Annotated in this window: 12 protein-coding genes; 5 read left to right on the forward strand and 7 right to left on the reverse strand. The window is 66.9% G+C overall.

The features are described from left to right. Window positions 1–2 precede the first annotated feature (2 nt). On the reverse strand, window positions 3–1,667 hold the full coding sequence (gene hutU, locus B3K53_RS02375; RefSeq protein ID WP_292082477.1) for a urocanate hydratase: 1,665 nt from the start codon (window positions 1,665–1,667) through the stop codon (window positions 3–5). A gap of 89 nt (window positions 1,668–1,756) precedes the next feature. Here hutU and B3K53_RS02380 point away from each other — a divergent pair, with 89 nt between their 5' ends. From B3K53_RS02380 to B3K53_RS02400, 5 genes are all read left to right on the forward strand, one after another. After that, complete coding sequence (locus B3K53_RS02380) at window positions 1,757–2,455, forward strand: UTRA domain-containing protein (RefSeq protein ID WP_292082478.1); 699 nt, start codon at window positions 1,757–1,759, stop codon at window positions 2,453–2,455. Window positions 2,456–2,460: 5 nt separating this feature from the next. Beyond that, window positions 2,461–3,351 carry an agmatinase family protein gene (locus B3K53_RS02385; protein ID WP_292082479.1) on the forward strand — a complete coding sequence of 297 codons (891 nt, stop codon included), beginning with the start codon at window positions 2,461–2,463 and terminating at the stop codon, window positions 3,349–3,351. A gap of 157 nt (window positions 3,352–3,508) precedes the next feature. Beyond that, window positions 3,509–4,720 (forward strand): imidazolonepropionase, encoded by a 1,212-nt coding sequence (hutI, locus tag B3K53_RS02390; RefSeq protein WP_409515778.1) that lies wholly within the window; start codon window positions 3,509–3,511, stop codon window positions 4,718–4,720. A gap of 58 nt (window positions 4,721–4,778) precedes the next feature. Further along, window positions 4,779–8,252: a class I SAM-dependent DNA methyltransferase gene (locus tag B3K53_RS02395; protein ID WP_292082483.1), complete on the forward strand. Its 3,474-nt coding sequence runs from the start codon at window positions 4,779–4,781 to the stop codon at window positions 8,250–8,252. A 36-nt stretch (window positions 8,253–8,288) separates the two neighbouring features. Further along, on the forward strand, window positions 8,289–9,875 hold the full coding sequence (locus tag B3K53_RS02400) for a phytoene desaturase family protein (protein ID WP_292082484.1): 1,587 nt from the start codon (window positions 8,289–8,291) through the stop codon (window positions 9,873–9,875). On the opposite strand, the gene B3K53_RS02405 is transcribed toward B3K53_RS02400, so the two are convergent. From B3K53_RS02405 to B3K53_RS02430, 6 genes are all read right to left on the reverse strand, one after another. Further along, entirely contained in the window at window positions 9,876–10,253 is a 378-nt protein-coding gene (locus tag B3K53_RS02405; RefSeq protein WP_292082485.1) for a response regulator, read from the reverse strand. After that, window positions 10,250–11,761: an HWE histidine kinase domain-containing protein gene (locus tag B3K53_RS02410; RefSeq protein WP_292082487.1), complete on the reverse strand. Its 1,512-nt coding sequence runs from the start codon at window positions 11,759–11,761 to the stop codon at window positions 10,250–10,252. Before B3K53_RS02410 ends, B3K53_RS02405 begins: the two co-directional genes overlap by 4 nt. A 127-nt stretch (window positions 11,762–11,888) precedes the next feature. Then, the gene (locus B3K53_RS02415) at window positions 11,889–12,995 is read right to left on the reverse strand and encodes an endo-1,4-beta-xylanase (protein WP_292082488.1); all 1,107 of its coding nucleotides are present in this window, start codon (window positions 12,993–12,995) and stop codon (window positions 11,889–11,891) included. Window positions 12,996–13,197: 202 nt separating this feature from the next. Then, window positions 13,198–13,923, reverse strand: a complete 726-nt coding sequence (bcsS, locus tag B3K53_RS02420; RefSeq protein ID WP_292082489.1) for a cellulose biosynthesis protein BcsS — start codon at window positions 13,921–13,923, stop codon at window positions 13,198–13,200. 92 nt (window positions 13,924–14,015) lie between these two features. Then, window positions 14,016–15,152, reverse strand: a complete 1,137-nt coding sequence (locus B3K53_RS02425; RefSeq protein ID WP_292082490.1) for an NAD-dependent epimerase/dehydratase family protein — start codon at window positions 15,150–15,152, stop codon at window positions 14,016–14,018. A gap of 11 nt (window positions 15,153–15,163) precedes the next feature. Further along, complete coding sequence (locus tag B3K53_RS02430; RefSeq protein ID WP_292082491.1) at window positions 15,164–16,597, reverse strand: glycosyltransferase family 2 protein; 1,434 nt, start codon at window positions 16,595–16,597, stop codon at window positions 15,164–15,166. Window position 16,598: the final 1 nt, after the last annotated feature.

Raw genomic sequence — 16,598 nt, forward strand, 5'->3', positions numbered from 1 at the left:
GCTTACAGGTCCAGCGAGGGCAGGTTCAGGCCGTGTTCGCGCGCGGCGTCCTTGGCGATGTCGTATCCGGCGTCAGCGTGGCGCATGACGCCGGTGGCCGGGTCGTTCCACAGGACGCGTTCCAGACGCTTGGCGGCTTCCGGCGTGCCGTCGGCGACGATGACGACGCCCGAGTGCTGGCTGTAGCCCATGCCGACCCCGCCCCCGTGGTGCAGCGACACCCACGACGCGCCCGAGGCCGTGTTCAGCAGGGCGTTCAGCAGGGGCCAGTCGGACACGGCGTCCGAGCCGTCCATCATGGCCTCGGTTTCGCGGTTCGGGCTGGCGACCGAGCCGCTGTCCAGATGGTCGCGGCCGATGACGACGGGGGCGCTCAGTTCGCCGGAGGCCACCATCTCGTTGAACATCAGACCCGCGCGATGACGGTCGCCCAGACCGATCCAGCAGATGCGGGCGGGCAGGCCCTGGAAGGCGATGCGCTCGCTGGCCATGTCCAGCCAGCGGTGCAGGCCGGCGTTGTCGGGGAAGAGCTTCTTCATCGCCTCATCCGTCTTGCGGATGTCCTCGGGATCACCCGACAGGGCGGCCCAGCGGAACGGCCCGATCCCTCGGCAGAACAGCGGGCGGATATAGGCGGGCACGAAGCCGGGGAAGTCGAAGGCGTTGGTCACGCCCTGATCGAAGGCGACCTGACGGATGTTGTTGCCGTAGTCGGTGGTGGGGATGCCCATGGCGTGGAAGTCCAGCATGGCCTGAACGTGGACGGCCATCGACTGACGCGCGGCGGCCTCGACGGCGGCGGGGTCGCTGACGCGCTTTTCCTCCCACTCGGCGACGGTCCAGCCCGAGGGCAGGTAGCCGTTGACCGGGTCGTGGGCGCTGGTCTGATCCGTCACCAGATCGGGGCGGACGCCGCGCTTGACCATTTCAGGCAAAAGGTCAGCCGCATTGCCCAAGAGGCCGATCGACAAGGGTTTCTTGTCCTTGAACGACTGCTCCAGCAGGGCCAGGGCCTCGTCCAGGGTCTCGGCCATGACGTCGACGTAGCGGGTGCGCAGGCGGAACTCGATGCGGCTGCGCTGGCACTCGATGGTGATGCAGGACGCGCCGGCCATGGTCGCCGCCAGGGGCTGGGCGCCGCCCATGCCGCCGAGGCCCGCCGTCAGGATCCACTTGCCCGACCAGTCGCCGCCATAGTGCTGGCGACCCGCCTCCATGAAGGTCTCATAGGTGCCCTGAACGATGCCCTGGGTGCCGATGTAGATCCACGACCCGGCGGTCATCTGGCCGTACATGGCCAGGCCCTTCTTATCGAGCTCGTTGAAATGCTCCCAGGTCGCCCACTTGGGCACCAGGTTGGAGTTGGCGATCAGCACGCGCGGGGCGTCGGCATGAGTGCGGAAGACGCCGACCGGCTTGCCCGACTGGACCAGCAGCGTCTCGTCGGCCTCCAGCTTCTGCAGCTGCTCGACGATGGTGTCGAAGGCCTGCCAGTTGCGGGCCGCCTTGCCGATGCCGCCATAGACGACCAGGTCCTCGGGGCGCTCGGCCACCTCGGGGTCGAGGTTGTTCATCAGCATCCGCATGGCCGCCTCGGCGGCCCAGGTCTTGGCGGTCTTTTCAGATCCGTGCGGGCTGCGGATGATGCGGTTGTTGGGCGTAGCCATCGAATCCTCCATGCGGCGTCGGCCGCCGTCGTGTGTTGGGCTCAGTGTTATGTCTAGACATTATTGCGCGCAAGGGGCAGTTTCGATTCATGGATCAAGAGCCGCTTCATCGACGGATCGCCGGGGACATCGAGCGTCGCATCGCCTCGGGCGAATGGCGGCCGGGTTTCCGCATCCCGACCGAGGCCGAGTTGATGGCCGAGTACGGCTGCGCCCGGATGACGGTGTCGCGGGCCATGACGGACCTGTCGGCGCGGGCTCTGGTGGTGCGGCGCAGGCGGGCCGGGACGGTCGTGGCCCACCCGCCGGTGCATTCGTCGGCCCTGGTCGCCATTCCCGACATCCAGTCCGAGATCGAAGGCAGAGGGCTCGCCTATGCCCACCGTCTGCTGGGCCGAATCGTCCGCCCGGCGCGGCCCGAGGAGGGTCTGGGCCAGCGGGTGATCGAGCTGGAAACCTTGCATCTGGCCGACGACCGGCCCTTCGTCTTCGAGCGCCGTCTGATCTCCCTGACCGCCGCGCCCGAGGCCGAGGCCGCCGACTTCACCGCCCAGCCGCCGGGCGGCTGGCTGCTGGCCCACATGCCCTGGACCGAGGCCGAGCATCGCATCTCCGCCGTCGGCGCCGACCCCGAGACGGCGACCCATCTGGGTCTGGCCGACGGCGCAGCTTGCTTGCGGTTGGAGCGCCGCACCTGGCGCGACGGTCAAGGCGTGACCTGGGCGTGGCAGACCTTTCCCGGCGCGGCCTATGATCTGGTCGCGCGCTTTTCCCCGACCAAAGGATGACCCCGATGAGCCAACCGTCTGAAGCCCTGGGATGGCGCTCTGTCGGCGATCTGGTGGGGAACCATCCCGACGCCCCGGTCGCCCTGATCGGCGCGCCGCTCAACGAGCGGTCGCTGACGCCGGGCCGCTGCGACCTCGGCCCCAAGACCCTGCGCGCCGTCCTGCCGCGCCTGTCCACCTATGACGTCGAGACGGGGCTGGAGCTGGAGATCAAGGTCCATGACGCCGGGGACGTGGCGCTGAAGGCCGCCTCGCCGTTTGACGCCTTCGAGCATGTGCGAGACGCGGTGGCGGCTCAGGCTCACCGGGCCCTGACCATCCTCGTCGGCGGCAACAACGCCATCACCCGGCCCGGCGTCCACGCGTTCGGCCTCGACCGCGTCGGCGTCCTGACGCTGGATGCTCATTTCGACCTGCGCGACACGGATCAGGGCCTGACCAACGGCAATCCGATTCAGGCTTTGCTGGACGATGGGCTAGACGGCCGTCGCATCAGCCAGGTCGGCCTTGCCCCCTTCGCCAACACCCGCCGCGCCCATGAAAAGGCCGAGGCCGCAGGCATCAGCGTCCGCACCGCCCGCGAGTGCCGCCAGCGCGGTCTGGCCACCGTGGTGGTCGAGGAACTGGAGCGCCTGTCGTCCCTGTGCGAGGTCATCTACGTCGACTTCGACATCGACGTCATCGACCGCAGCCAATGGCCCGCCAGCCCCGGCGCCCGCCCCGGCGGGGTCTCGGTCCACGACTTCTTCGACGCCGCCCGCGCGATTGGGGCCTGTCCCAAGGTTCGGGCCGTCGACCTGACCGAATACGACCCGTCGCTCGAAGTCGGCGACCTCGGCTCTCTGACTGCCGGACGCTGGTTCTGTGAAATCCTCAGCGGAGTCGCCGCGCGATGATCTCCCTTTCCGCTCATCCCCGCGGAGGCGGGGACCCAGTGCTTTGGCTTGTAGACGCAGCCATTGAGATTGTGCGTTCGACTATCCTGAAACCTCTGCGCCTCGCTGGACAGAACTGGGTCCCCGCCTCCGCGGGGATGAGCGGAGAAAACTGATGATCCTCGCCGACCGCCTCATCACCGACTGCCACGTCGCCGCCATGACCGAGGGCGGCGCCCCCTATGGCGCGATCGAGGACGCCGCTATCCTGATCCTGGACGGGCGCATCGCCTGGGTCGGGCCGCGCGCCGACCTGCCTGTGCACAAGGCTGTGGAAACCGACCGTCTGGAGGGCCGCTGGGTCACGCCGGGCCTGATCGACTGCCATACCCATCTGGTCTTCGGCGGCGACCGTTCGGGCGAGTTCGAGCGGCGGCTGGAGGGCGCCACTTATGAGGAGATCGCGCGCGCCGGGGGCGGCATCGTCTCCTCGGTCAAGGCGACGCGCGAGGCCAGCGAGGACGAGCTATACGCCTCGGCCTGCAAGCGTCTGGAGGGGCTGAAGGCCACCGGAGTCACCACGCTTGAGATCAAGTCCGGCTATGGTCTGGACCACGACAGCGAGTTGAAGATGCTGCGTGTCGCCCGCCGCATCGGGAAGGATGCCGGGGTGCGGGTCCGCACCTCCTACCTGGGCCTGCACGCCGTCCCGCCCGAGCATAAGGCGGACCGCGCCGCCTATGTGGACAAGGCTGTGGATGAATTTCTGCCGGCCGCCCACGCCGAGGGTCTGGTCGATGCGGTCGACGCCTATTGCGAGCCCATCGCCTTCACCACGGACGAGGTCGCCCGCCTGTTCGACAAGGCCGAGCAACTGAGTCTGCCGGTCAAGCTGCATGCCGATCAGTTGTCGGACGGCGGCGGCGCGGCCCTGGCCGCGCGCTATCACGCCCTGTCCGCCGACCACATCGAGCACACCACCGAGCCGGGGGTTCAGGCCATGGCCGAGGCGGGTGTCGTCGCGGTCCTGCTGCCGGGCGCCTTCCTGATGCTGCGCGAGACCAAGGCGCCGCCGGTGGCCCTGCTGCGCCAGCACGGCGTTCGCATGGCGGTGGCGACCGACTGCAATCCCGGCACCTCGCCTGTCGCCTCGATGACAGCTGCGCTGAACCTGGCCTGCGTCCAGTTCCGCCTGACCCCGGAAGAAGCCATCGCCGGCGCCACCCGCAACGCCGCACGCGCCCTGGGATTGCAGGACGAGGTCGGGACCATCGAGCCGGGCAAGGCCGCCGACCTTGCCGTCTGGGACATCACCCGCCCGGCTGAGCTCTGCTACTGGCTGGGCGCGCCCCTGCTGCATCGACGCTACGTCGGTGATGAAATCACCTAAAAGTTGCATTTCATAGTTATGCTAATCTAAGGTTGTTGGCGGGGGAGGCCGACAATCCATGGATGCAGACGACTTCATTCGCCGCTGGTCAGAGGCGCCGATAAGCGAGCGCGCCCACTATCAGACCTTCATCGCACAGTTGTGCCGCCTGATCGGCGTTGCGGCGCCGGATGACGAGCGGACAGGCGACCTCGACTACTGTTTCGAGCGCCCGGTGAAGTTCTTGCACGAGGACGGCGGCAGCCACCCCGGCTATATCGACTGCTACCGGCGCGGCGCCTTCGTGCTGGAGGCCAAGCAGTCGGGCAAGCGCGGGGCGGGCGGGCCGCTGGACCCGCAGCCCCAACTGGCCTTGTTCGGCGGACGCGGGCGCAGGGTTTCGCCGCCGCCGACGCACACGCTTGAGGCTCTGATGCGCAACGCCAAGCGTCAGGCCGAGAACTACGCCAAGGCCCTGGATGAATGGCCGCCCTTCATCATCGTCGTGGACGTGGGGCGAGCCATCGAGCTGTGGTCCGACTTCGGGCGGCAGGGCAAGGCCTATGTCCCGTTCCCCGACCGCGCACGCTATCGCATCGAGATGGCGCAGTTGCGCGACGAGGCGGTGCGGCATCGGCTGAGGCGGGTCTGGTCCGATCCGATGAGCCTGGACCCGGCCGCTCGCGTGGCTGAGGTGACGACCGACATCGCCGCCCGTCTGGCCTGGTTGGTGCGCTCAATCGGCGGGCGGGTTCCGGCTGGCCAGGATGGACGGCCTGATTCAGTGGCCAAGGCGGCGCGGGCCAACCAGACGGCCCTGTTTGTCATGCAGTGCATTTTCGCCATGTTCGCCGACAGCGTCGGCCTGATCGAGGACAAGGGGTTCCGGCGCTTCCTGGAAAGCTATCGCGGCCACGCCGATCAGTTCCATCTGGGGGCGGGTGACTTCTTTCGGCGCATGGACGAGGGCGGGCATTGCTCGGCCATTCGCCAGACCCTGCGCCGGTTCAACGGGGGCCTCTTTCGCCATGCTGCGGCCCTCCCGATCACGGAAGACGAACTCGAGGCCCTGATCGCCGCCGCCCGGCGCGATTGGGCGTCCGTCGAGCCGGCGATCTTCGGCGCCCTGCTGGAGCAGGCTTTGGCGCCGGACGAGCGGTCTGAACTCGGCGCCCACTACACGCCGCGTGCTTTTGTCGAGCGCCTGGTCGAACCGACGATCATGGAGCCTTTGCGCGCCGATTGGGAGGCCGCCGAGGGCAGCGCGCTGGGCCTCTATGCGGCAGGCGACCAGAAGGCCGCGCGCAAGTTGGTGCGTGATTTCCACCGCGATCTATGCCGGATCCGCGTGCTGGACCCGGCCTGCGGCACCGGTAACTTCCTCTATGTCGCCATGGGCATGATGAAGGAGCTGGAAGGCGAGGTCCTGGCGGTCCTGGCCGAGATGGGCGAAGCGCAGGGATTGTTGGCGCTGGACGGTCATACGGTCAGTCCTGAACAGTTCTGGGGACTGGAGAGGAACGCCTACGCCGCCTGGATCGCCGAGATGGTGATGTGGATCGGCTATCTGCAGTGGCATTTCCGGGTCTATGGCGACGCCAAGCCATCGGAACCGATCCTGCGCAACTTCGAGAAGATCCGGCAAACGGACGCCCTGCTGTCGTGGTCGCGTGAGGAGTTGGTTCGCGACGCCGCAGGGCGGCCTGTCACGCGATCGAGGCCTCGACGCCCGAATGACGGGGCGCCGGTGTTGTTCGTCGCGGACCATGATGAGCGGGAGGTCGTGCGCCTGATCGATCCGCGTTCGACGCCATGGCCGGACGTGCATTTCATCATCGGCAACCCGCCCTTCATCGGCGGCAAGGACCTGAGGCGCGAACTGGGCGACGGCTACGTCGACGCCCTGTGGCATGTGCGCCAGGGGCGGTTCCGCTCAGCCGACCTGGTGACAGCCTGGTGGGATCGGGCGGCGGACATCCTGACGGAGAAGGGCTCCAGCCTGCGCCGCTTCGGCTTCATTACCACCAACTCGATCACCCAGACCTTTTCGCGGCGTGTTCTGGAACATCACCTGAAGGGCACGCCGCCGATGCGGCTAGTCTTCGCGATCCCGGACCATCCCTGGATCAAGGGCGGGGATCGCGCCGCCGTCCGGATCGCGATGACCGTGGCCGAACGCGGCGAGGCGCAAGGTCAAGGCAGGCTTTTGACTGTTGTCTCGGAGGCGGGCCTGCACACCGACGCGCCCGAGATCGTCTTCGCGGAGGCGCGCGGCGCGATAGCGGCGGACCTGACCGTGGGGGTGGACGTGACCGAGGCTGTAGAACTGAAGGCCAACGCTCTGCTGTGTTCGCCGGGGGTCAAGCTACATGGCGCGGGCTTTATCGTCGCGACGGATCGGGCGGCGGCCCTGCTGTCCGCGTCCGACATGGAGGCGGTCTCGCCGATCCGCGCCTATCGCAACGGTCGGGATCTGGCGGACCGACCGCGGGGGGGGAAGGTCATCGACCTGTTCGGTTGGGAGGAGGCGGAGGTGCGGCGGCGGCACCCGGCTATCTTTCAGCACCTGCTGGAGACGGTGAAGCCCGAGCGCGACCGCAACAACCGCCCCTCTTACCGCGACAACTGGTGGGTCTTTGGCGAGCCGCGCCGCGAGTTGCGCCCGGCGCTTGAGGGGCTGGAGCGCTATATCGCCACGGTCGAAACCGCCAAGCATCGGTGGTTCCGGTTTCTCGAGGCGGACATCCTGCCCGATAATCGGCTGATCTGTATGGCGTCGGATGACGCGGCTGTTCTGGGCGTCCTGTCGTCGCGATTGCATGGTGACTGGGCGCTGGCGCAGGGCGGGACGCTGGAAGACCGTCCTGTCTATACGAAAGGCCCCTGTTTTGACGCCTTCCCGTTCCCCGACCTTTCGGGGCGAGCCAGAGCCGAGATCGCGATCCTGGCGGATGAGATCGACGCTCTGCGAGCCCAGGTGCTGGAGCGGCACGATTTCCTGAGCATGACCGGCCTCTACAATGCTCGGGCGCGGTGGGCGGCCGACGGGACGCTGACCGAGGCGGAGCGCGCCATGCATGAGGCCGGCTGCATCGGCCTGTTGGATCACTTGCATCGACGTCTCGATGCGGCGGTGCTGTATGCGTATGGCTGGCCCGCCGACCTCCCGGCACAGGAGGCCGTGACGCGCCTTGTCGCCCTGAACCGCGAGCGGGCGGTGGAGGAGGGGCGCGGCGAGGTGCGGTTCCTGCGGCCTGACTTCCAGGCCGGGCGCGTGAAGACCTCCCGTCGCGCGGTGCAGGTCGAGGCGAATCTCGACGTCGCCGCCAGCTTGCCGCTCTTGCCCGAGGCGCCAGGGCCCATGGCTTCCGCCCTGCTAAACGCGTTGAGGCAGGAAGGCATGCCGGTCGGTCCCCGCGCTCTGGCGGCGCGGTTCAGCGGCCGTCGCGGGCGGCGGATGGAGGATCGCATCGAACAGACCTTGGCGGTTCTTGCCGTGGCCGGCTCGGTGCAGCGCACTCCGGACGGATGGTTCACCCCGCGTCGGGTGTGATGCTAGCGTTCGCTTCTGGAATCGGGGGCGGAAGGCATGACGCATTCACAGACGGATGTCGTCATCCTGGGCGGGGGGCATAACGGGCTGGTCTGCGCCTACTATCTGGCGCGGACCGGGCTGAAGGTGACGGTGCTGGAACGGCGCGGCGTCGTTGGCGGGGCGGCGGTGACCGAGGAATTCCATCCCGGCTTCCGCAACTCGACCGCCAGCTACACCGTCAGCCTGCTGAACCCGCGCGTCATCGCCGACATGGAACTGGCCCGACATGGCCTGCGTGTGGTGGAGCGCCGGGCGGCCAACTTCCTGCCCTTCGACGATGGGCGCTACCTGCTGACCGGCGAGGGGCGGACCCAGGGCGAGGTCGCCAAGTTCTCCACTCGCGACGCCGAACGCCTGCCCGAGTATGAGGCGCGGCTGGAGACGGTCGCCGCCATCCTGCGCGACCTGATCCTGACCACCCCGCCCAACGTCGTGGAGGGCGGCTGGCTGGCGGCCCTACCCGAAATGCTGAAGGCGGCCTCGCTGGGTCGGCGGGTCTCGGGGCTGGGTCTGGCGGCGCAGCGCGACCTGCTGGACCTGTTCGCCAAGTCGGCGGGCGACTGGCTGGACGGCTGGTTCGAGAGCGATCCGATCAAGGCCCTGTTCGGCTTCGACAGCGTGGTCGGCAACTACGCCAGCCCCTATACGCCCGGCTCGGCCTATGTCCTGCTGCACCATGTCTTCGGCGAGGTGAACGGCAAGAAGGGGGCCTGGGGCCACGCCATCGGCGGCATGGGGGCCATCACCCAGGCCATGGCCGCCGCCTGCGCCGAGCAGGGCGTCGACATCCGGTTGGACGCCTCCGTCGTCGAGGTTATGACCGAGCGGGGCAGGGCGGTCGGGGCTGTGACCGAGGCGGGCGACGTCATTCGCGCAAGCGCCGTCGTCTCCAATCTGCACCCGCGTCTGCTGTTCGACCGGCTGGTGGATCCGGCCGTGGTCCCGGCGGACTTCACGGAGCGGATGAGCCGCTACGCCTCGGGCTCCGGCACCTTTCGCATGAATGTCGCCCTGTCCGAACTGCCGCGTTTCACCGCCTTGCCGCAGGCGGGGGATCATCTGACGGCGGGCATCATCATCGCCCCGACGCTCACCTATATGGACCGCGCCCACGCCGAGGCGCGGCTGAACGGCTGGTCGTCAAAGCCCATCGTCGAGATGTTGATCCCCTCGACCCTGGACGACAGCCTGGCCCCGGCGGGACAGCACGTCGCCAGCCTGTTCTGCCAGCACGTCGCGCCCGATCTGGCGGACGCGCATCGCGACACGGTGGCCGACCTGATGATCGAGACGGTCGAGGGCCATGCGCCGGGATTCAAGGCCTCGGTGATCGGGCGGCTGGCGCTTGGGCCGCGCGATCTGGAGCGGCGCTTCGGCCTGATCGGCGGCGACATCTTCCACGGGCGGTTGACGCTGGATCAGCTGTTCAGCGCCCGGCCGGTGCTGGGCCACGCCGATCACCGGATGCCGGTGCCAGGCCTCTATCTGTGCGGCTCGGGCGCTCATCCGGGCGGCGGCGTCACCGGCGCGCCGGGCCACAACGCAGCGCGCGCCGTGCTGAAGGACATCAAGCCGCGCTGATCAGGCCAGGCTGATGTTCATCGCCTTCATCAGGGCGTCGCGGATGGCGCCTTCGGTAAAGGGTTTCTGGATGGTCGGATTGCCGCGCCAGTGTTCGGGAAGGCCAGCCTCGCCATAGCCGGTCGAGAAGACGAAGGGCACGCCGCGCGCCTTCAGCGCCTCGGCCACCGGAAAGACTTCGCGACCCGCGACGTTGACGTCCAGAAGGGCGGCGTCCAGCCCGCCTTCGGTCGTCGCGGCGCGCAAGCCGTCGTCGATGTTGGATTCCGGCCCCACCACGGCGCAGCCCATGTCGTCCAGTATGGTTTCCAGCAGCATGGCCACGAGGGACTCGTCTTCGATCACCAGCACGCGACGGCCCTGCAAAGCGTTGGTCATGCGGCTTCCTTGCTCAGGGGGATGGTGATCTCGGCGGTGAAGCCGTCGTCGCGATAGTGCATCTGAACCGTGCCCGCCAGATCATGTCGCACATTGCGTTCGATCAGGCGGCTGCCGAAGCCCCGGCGTTCCGGCTGGGCCACCGACGGTCCGCCGGTCTCGCGCCAGACGATGCCGAGATGCGGATTGGTCTGGTCCGCGACCGACCAGTCGACCAGCACCCGGCCTTCACCCGGCGACAGGGCGCCATACTTGGCGGCGTTGGTCGCCAGTTCGTGGAAGATCATGCCCAGAGACACCGCCATGGCGGGGTCCAGCGCGACATTGGGGCCGTTCAGCGTCAGGCGATGCAGGCCGTGGGCCGTCGTTTCGTGCTCCAGCACCTCGCGCAGATCGGCGCCTTCCCAGTGGCTGCGGGTCAGCAGGTCGTGGGTGTGCGACAGCGACAGGATGCGCGACTGGAAGGTCTCTGCGAACGAACGCGGATCCTCGTGCGAGCGCGCGGTCTGCATGGCGATCGATTGGACCGTGGCCAGGGTGTTCTTCACCCGATGGTTCAGCTCATCGATCATCAGCTTCTGGCGTTCGGCGGCCAGGACGGTGTCGGTGACGTCATGGCCCTGGACGAAGACTCCCACGATCTCGCCGCCGTTGTCGCGGATCGGCTGATAGATGAAGTTCAAATACCGGGTGGCCAGGGCGGCGTCGGGCGTTTGCTGCAATTGCATCGGGCTTTGGCGGCCGTGGAACGGCTCGCCGGTCGCCAGCACCTCGTCGAGAAAGTCGTAATAGCCCTGGCCCGCCAGTTCGGGCAGGGCTTCGCGGATGGGCTTCCCGACCACGTCGCGATGGCCGATCAACTGGCCATAGGCGCCGTTGTGCAGCTGGATCACGTGCTCCGGGCCGTTCAACACCGCCACGAACCCCGGCGTCTGCATGAACATGTCGAGCAGTTGTCGCCGCTCGGTCTCCAGCCGGCGATTGTCCGCTTGCACGCTCATGGCGCGGCGGAACATCCCGCCGCCGATCAGGCTGTCCAGAGCAGAGGTCGGTTCTTCGGGCCTCAGGCGCCCGACCTGACGGCGCAGCCGCTCCAGTTCGGTGATGTCGCTGGTGTGCTGCAGGATGTGGGTGACGCGACCCTCGGCGTCCTTGATCGGCGTGTGGGTGCAGCTCCAGTACCGATCGTCATAAATCGTCGTCCCGTCAGCCTGCGGCACCGGGATGGGATAGTGAAGCACAGCCAGATGATCGGGTTGGCCCGACGCCAGCACCTTTTGGAAGGAGGTCAGAAGCTGACGAGCGTTTTCCGTCGCTTCCTTGCCCGGTCCGGCGTCGTATTCCTGCATCACGGGTTGACCCAGCAGGTCCTCGCGCCGCCGATGGGTCACGTCGAGATAGGCCTGGTTCATTCCCGCATAGCGCAGCTGGGCGTCCAGCAGCATATAGGGGTTGGGCGAGGCGTCGAAAGCGGCGACCAGATCAATTGTTTTGGCGAGTGTACGCAACCTTGCCCCCGGCTTCGCTTCCCTAACGCCAGCCAGACAGAAAGGGTGCGTGTTCCTGCCGCAAAAACTTGCAGCTTGTCCAGCGGTGGCGCTCGCCAGGAGAAATGACGAGTTCTGACATCAGAGGTCAGGCGCTGGCGCCCAGGGACTCGTTCAGGGCCCAGTACATGGGCTTGGGGCTGTAGGCGTCGTCATAGGGCAGGCCGCGGTTGACGCCGTGTGCAGCGCGCACGTGGGCGTCCACCTGTTCGGTCAGCCAGGAGAACTTGTCGGTCAGGCCCCAGGTCACCACGCCGCGCACCTCGGGGAACGCCAGCATGACGTCGAGGTAGCGGCGGGTTTCGTCCGCGACCTTCTGATCACGTGCGGTGGTCGGGGCGGCGGCTTCCGACTCCTTGACGTCCAGCTCGGTCACCGTGATGTCGAGGCCAAGGTCGATCATGGCCTTGGCCATTTCCTGCAGGCCGACCGTGTCGATCGGCCCCTTGGACAGGTCGAGGTGGGCTTGAACCCCCACGCCGTCCAGCGGAACGTTCGCCGCACGCAGGCGACGGGCGAGGGCGACGAAAGCCTGGCGGCGGGCCTTGTCGACGGGATTGCCATACTCGAAGCCGTAGTCGTTGATGACCAGATGGGCCTTGGGCGCATGGGTCCGCGCCTCTTCCATCGCGCGCTCGATATAGGTTGGGCCGAAGGCGCGGAAGAAGGTGTTGCGGCGCAGGGTGCGGGCGCCGGCCTGGGTGTCGATGGGCTCGTTGATCACGTCCCATTCTTCGATACGCGAGCCGTAACGGCCCAGCACGCGCGAAAAGTGCTCGGACATCAGCCGCCAGTCTCGGCGTTCCAGCATCTCGTGCTTGGCCCAGTCCGGCGTGCTCTGATCCCACAGCAGGGTATGGCCGCGCACGCGCAGGCCGTTGTCGTCGGCGAAGGTCAGCAGATCATCGACGGGGACGAAGTGGAACTGGCCCTTGCGCCACTCCAGCGAGTTCCACTTGAGGTGGATCTCGGGAGTCAGCACCTCGCAGTCGCGCAGAATGGCGGCGCGCAGGGCCTTGTCCTGGCGCAGATGGTCGGCGCGGGCGGCGGCGCCATAGTAGCGGCCGCCGCTGCGGGCGGCGTGAGACAGGGAGGGCAGGGCGCTGGAGGCGTCGGGCAGGGCGGCGCCTTCTCCCTCAGCCCATGCGCCATGCGGCGCAACGGCGAGCGCCGGCGTCAGCGCAAGACCAGCCAATACAGATCGTCGTGACGGAAGCGTCAGCATACTACGCCTAGCCTTCTCAAGAAGCGGAGAAGAGTAAGCGTGATCGTTAAGCTCCCCGGGGATAACGCCGGGTTAACGATTGCCGAGGGGTGGTTTTAGGGCGGAAATGCAGTCGCCGTTTGGCGACCTATTCTAAGGCTAAGCTTGTCGATGTCCGGTTGATCGTCAGGGATCAGAAGCTGCGGTAGAAGCCGACGCGAACATAGCCGTCGGAGTCGCGGTCATCCCCGTCGCTCAGCCCGGCCGAGATCTGGAACTCGGCCTCTTCGCCAATCTTGACGCCCAGAACGGGGCCGACGTGATAGGCGCTGTAGTTGGAATCCCCGTCGGTGGCGATTTCCAGGCCCGCGCGCAGGCGGCCCGAGGCGCCGACCGTATGGGTCAGGCTGACCAGGGCGTCGTAGTCGTCGAGCTGGAAACCGTAGGAGCCGTACCAATCAACCCGCCAGGGGCCGGCCACATGCCCGCCGTCCAGGCTGACCATGACCTCGCCCTCGCCGCCGTCGCGTTGATTGCCGGGGTCTGCCGGGCTGAGGTCGGTGTCGACATAGCGATAGCCGACGCCGACGCTGCCCCAGGTCGGGCCGGAGCCGTAGCGATAGATCAGTTCCGCCTGTCCGCCGGTGAAGTCCGCGTCGATGGTGGTCGGTCCGCTGCGATAGTCATAGCCGCCGGTATAGACAGCCCCGCGCACCGCCCAGCCCTTGCCGTCGACAGAGCCCGGCAGGCCGACCGTCGCGCCTGCATAGGCCGAATCCGCCACGTCCAGCTTGCCGCCGGCGAAGATCGTCACATCGCTCTGCGCCGCGGCGCTTCCGGCCCAGCCGGCTGCGCCGAGGATGAGCAGGGCCGCTGCGAAGAGGGTTTTCGATGCGAAACGACGGCGATGGGCGGTCATGAACTTTCCCTGACGATAGTATCGGCGCGTCGCGTTCTCGGCGGCGCAGAGGAAGGCGCTTCAGCTAAGCTCGATCATTTTGGTTAATACTTTCAGACGACCAGTTTTCCTCGCGCCAGTTCAGCCAGACTCTCGGCGCTGCGGTCGACCGGGGGCTTGGTGTGCGAGACCCAGTCGATCAGTTCCGCCATCCCGGTTTCCATGTCCCGCTCAGGCTTGAAGCCGTAGGCTTGCTCGATCCTGGAGATGTCGCCGAAGCAGTGGCGGATGTCGCCGACGCGATACTTGTTCAGCACTTCGGGCGCGATGTTCTTGCCCAGAAGGCGGGCCAGAACGCCGGCGATTTCATTCACCGAGATCGGGGTTCCGCTGCCGACGTTGAACACGTCCCAGGTCTGGCGATCGCTGTCGAGGACAGTCGCGAAGGCGCGGGCCACGTCCTGGACGTGAACAAAGTCGCGCATCTGCCGTCCATCCTCGAACACCAGGGGCGGCTGGTCGTTGAGCAGGCGCGCGATGAAGATGGCGGCGACCCCGGTGTAGGGGTTGCTCAGGGCCTGACGCGAGCCGTAGGCGTTGAACAGGCGCAGGGCCACTGTGGGGATCTGAAGCGCCCGCCCGACCGAGAGGAACATCTCTTCGTGGTCGCGTTTGTTCACGGCGTAGATGGAGTTGGGCTGCAGCAGCTTGTCTTCGGCCGTGGGGACGGGTTCCAGTTCCTCGCCGTCGATCATGACTTCCCACTGTCGCGCCTCAAGCTGGGCGTGCGGGCGGACATCGGCGGTGACGTGGGTGTTGGTCGAGGGGCGGATGTAGTCGCCCTCGCCATAGATGGACATCGACGAGGCCACGGCCATGCGCTGGATCGTGTGCGGCCTTTGCGACAGCACCTCCAGCATGACGGCTGCGGTCATGACGTTGTTGCGGGTGTAGTCGACGATATTGGTCATGCTCTGGCCGACCCCGACCGAGGCCGCCAGGTGGGCCAGGTGGGTGACGCCGTCAAGCGCGGCCTCGAACACGCCCTCGTCCAGCAGGTCGCCCTTGATGCGGCGGGCGCGCGGATCGAGGTAGGTGGGCCAGCCGTCCGCATCCATCTCGCCGTCTGCGTGGACCTGGGGCGACAGGTTGTCGAGCACGCTGACGCGATACCCGCGCGCCAGCATGGCGTCCGTCAGGTGCGAACCGATGAAGCCGGCGCCGCCCGTGATCAGGATATGCTTGTCCATGATCGATCCGCTCAATGGTCGTGGCGAAGGACGCCGTACTGGTCCAGCTTGGACCGGACGAGCGTGTTGTTGGCGTCGACCTTCTCGGTGCGTTGCCAGACCTGGCCGCTGTCCTTCAGGTACATGACGAAGCCGAGCGTCAGCGGAATGATCCAGACGCACCACCAGATCATCACGAACACCGGGTTGACCATCAGCAGATAGCCAATGCGGTCGGTCGTGCGCTCGAGCACCAGCCCGGTCCGCGTCCAGGTCCGCATGTAGAGGCCGACGATCAAGACGGTGAAGGCGATGATGTTGAAGATCGACAGGATCACCAGCCACAGGGGCAGGAAGTTGTCGCCATTGAAGAAGCGCCACGCGGCCCAGATCCCCAGCGGGATGCCCAGGGTGTTCACCCACAGGGACATGCAGGGCAGGAAGTTGGTCCAGGCGCGCAGGCGCTCGCCGAAGGTGAAGTCCATCTCCTTCAAGGGCGTGCCGAGGCTCTGGAAGAAGCCGGCGACCCAGCGTTTCCGCTGCGTGATGCCTTCACCGAAGGTTTCTGGCACCTCTTCGATCAGGGAGTTGTCGATGATGCCGAGCGTCTTGCCGTTCTTCCAGAAGCGCTCGCCGACCTCGGGGTCCTCGATGGTGATCCAGGGGTGGAAGCCGCCAAGGGCGATCAGGTCATCGACCTTGAAGAACAGTCCCTTGCCCAGGACCCAGAAGGGCTGCTTGGGGTCCGACAGGTGGCCGTACTTGGCCCCGTCCCAGGTCATGTGGTCGAAGGCGTGGAAGGCGGCGGGCAGGCTGGCCGTCAGATTGCCGGCGACGTTGCGGGCCTGAAGCACGTCATAGGTCTGAAGGCCGATGGCGGCGGCCTTGAAGTGGTCGGCCGGCGGACAGCTGTCGGCGTCGATGTAGTTGAGGGTCAGGTTCGCCTTGTCCCGATAGGTCTCGGCGACCTGATAGAGGGCGTAGATCAGTTGTCGGGTCTTCTTGGGCGGCAGATCCTTGACCCCGGAGCGCTTGCCGCGATGCCACCAGTAGGCCTTGGGGTTGGCGTCCCAGGCGTTCCAGACAGGATCCCAACGCGGGTCGCTCGTCGGCGGAACCTCAAGGATTTCGACGAAGGGGTAGGCCGCCGTCAGCCGCCTCAGACTGGCGATGGTCTCTGTGTCGTCAGCGTTGGGGATGGCCACGACGCGATACCGATCCCGCGGATAGTCCAGCTTGGCCAGGGCGGTGAAGGTGGTCTCCATCGTGCGCTCGAGTTCGCGCAGAACCGGATAGAGCAGGACGATGAACGGCATTCTCGCTTCGGCAGGCATGGGGGCGTCCATGTCCACGCGATTGACGCGCAGGGCGCGGAAATACATCTCGAGCAGGAAGCAGCCCAGGTAAAGCAGTTGGGATATGGCGAACAGCCAGATCAGGATCGTCGGAACGTTGTAGTTTTGCATC

Source organism: Brevundimonas sp. UBA7506 (genome assembly GCF_002479495.1).
Lineage (GTDB): Bacteria > Pseudomonadota > Alphaproteobacteria > Caulobacterales > Caulobacteraceae > Brevundimonas.

What these genes read in the sequence shown, in the direction of transcription:
- hutU (WP_292082477.1), bottom strand. Translation starts at nt 1,667, where the DNA reads ATGGCTACGCCCAACAACCGCATCATCCGCAGCCCGCACGGATCTGAA.
- B3K53_RS02380 (WP_292082478.1), top strand. Translation starts at nt 1,757, where the DNA reads ATGGATCAAGAGCCGCTTCATCGACGGATCGCCGGGGACATCGAGCGT.
- B3K53_RS02385 (WP_292082479.1), top strand. Translation starts at nt 2,461, where the DNA reads ATGAGCCAACCGTCTGAAGCCCTGGGATGGCGCTCTGTCGGCGATCTG.
- B3K53_RS02395 (WP_292082483.1), top strand. Translation starts at nt 4,779, where the DNA reads ATGGATGCAGACGACTTCATTCGCCGCTGGTCAGAGGCGCCGATAAGC.
- B3K53_RS02400 (WP_292082484.1), top strand. Translation starts at nt 8,289, where the DNA reads ATGACGCATTCACAGACGGATGTCGTCATCCTGGGCGGGGGGCATAAC.
- B3K53_RS02405 (WP_292082485.1), bottom strand. Translation starts at nt 10,253, where the DNA reads ATGACCAACGCTTTGCAGGGCCGTCGCGTGCTGGTGATCGAAGACGAG.
- bcsS (WP_292082489.1), bottom strand. Translation starts at nt 13,923, where the DNA reads ATGACCGCCCATCGCCGTCGTTTCGCATCGAAAACCCTCTTCGCAGCG.
- B3K53_RS02425 (WP_292082490.1), bottom strand. Translation starts at nt 15,152, where the DNA reads ATGGACAAGCATATCCTGATCACGGGCGGCGCCGGCTTCATCGGTTCG.
- B3K53_RS02430 (WP_292082491.1), bottom strand. Translation starts at nt 16,597, where the DNA reads ATGCAAAACTACAACGTTCCGACGATCCTGATCTGGCTGTTCGCCATA.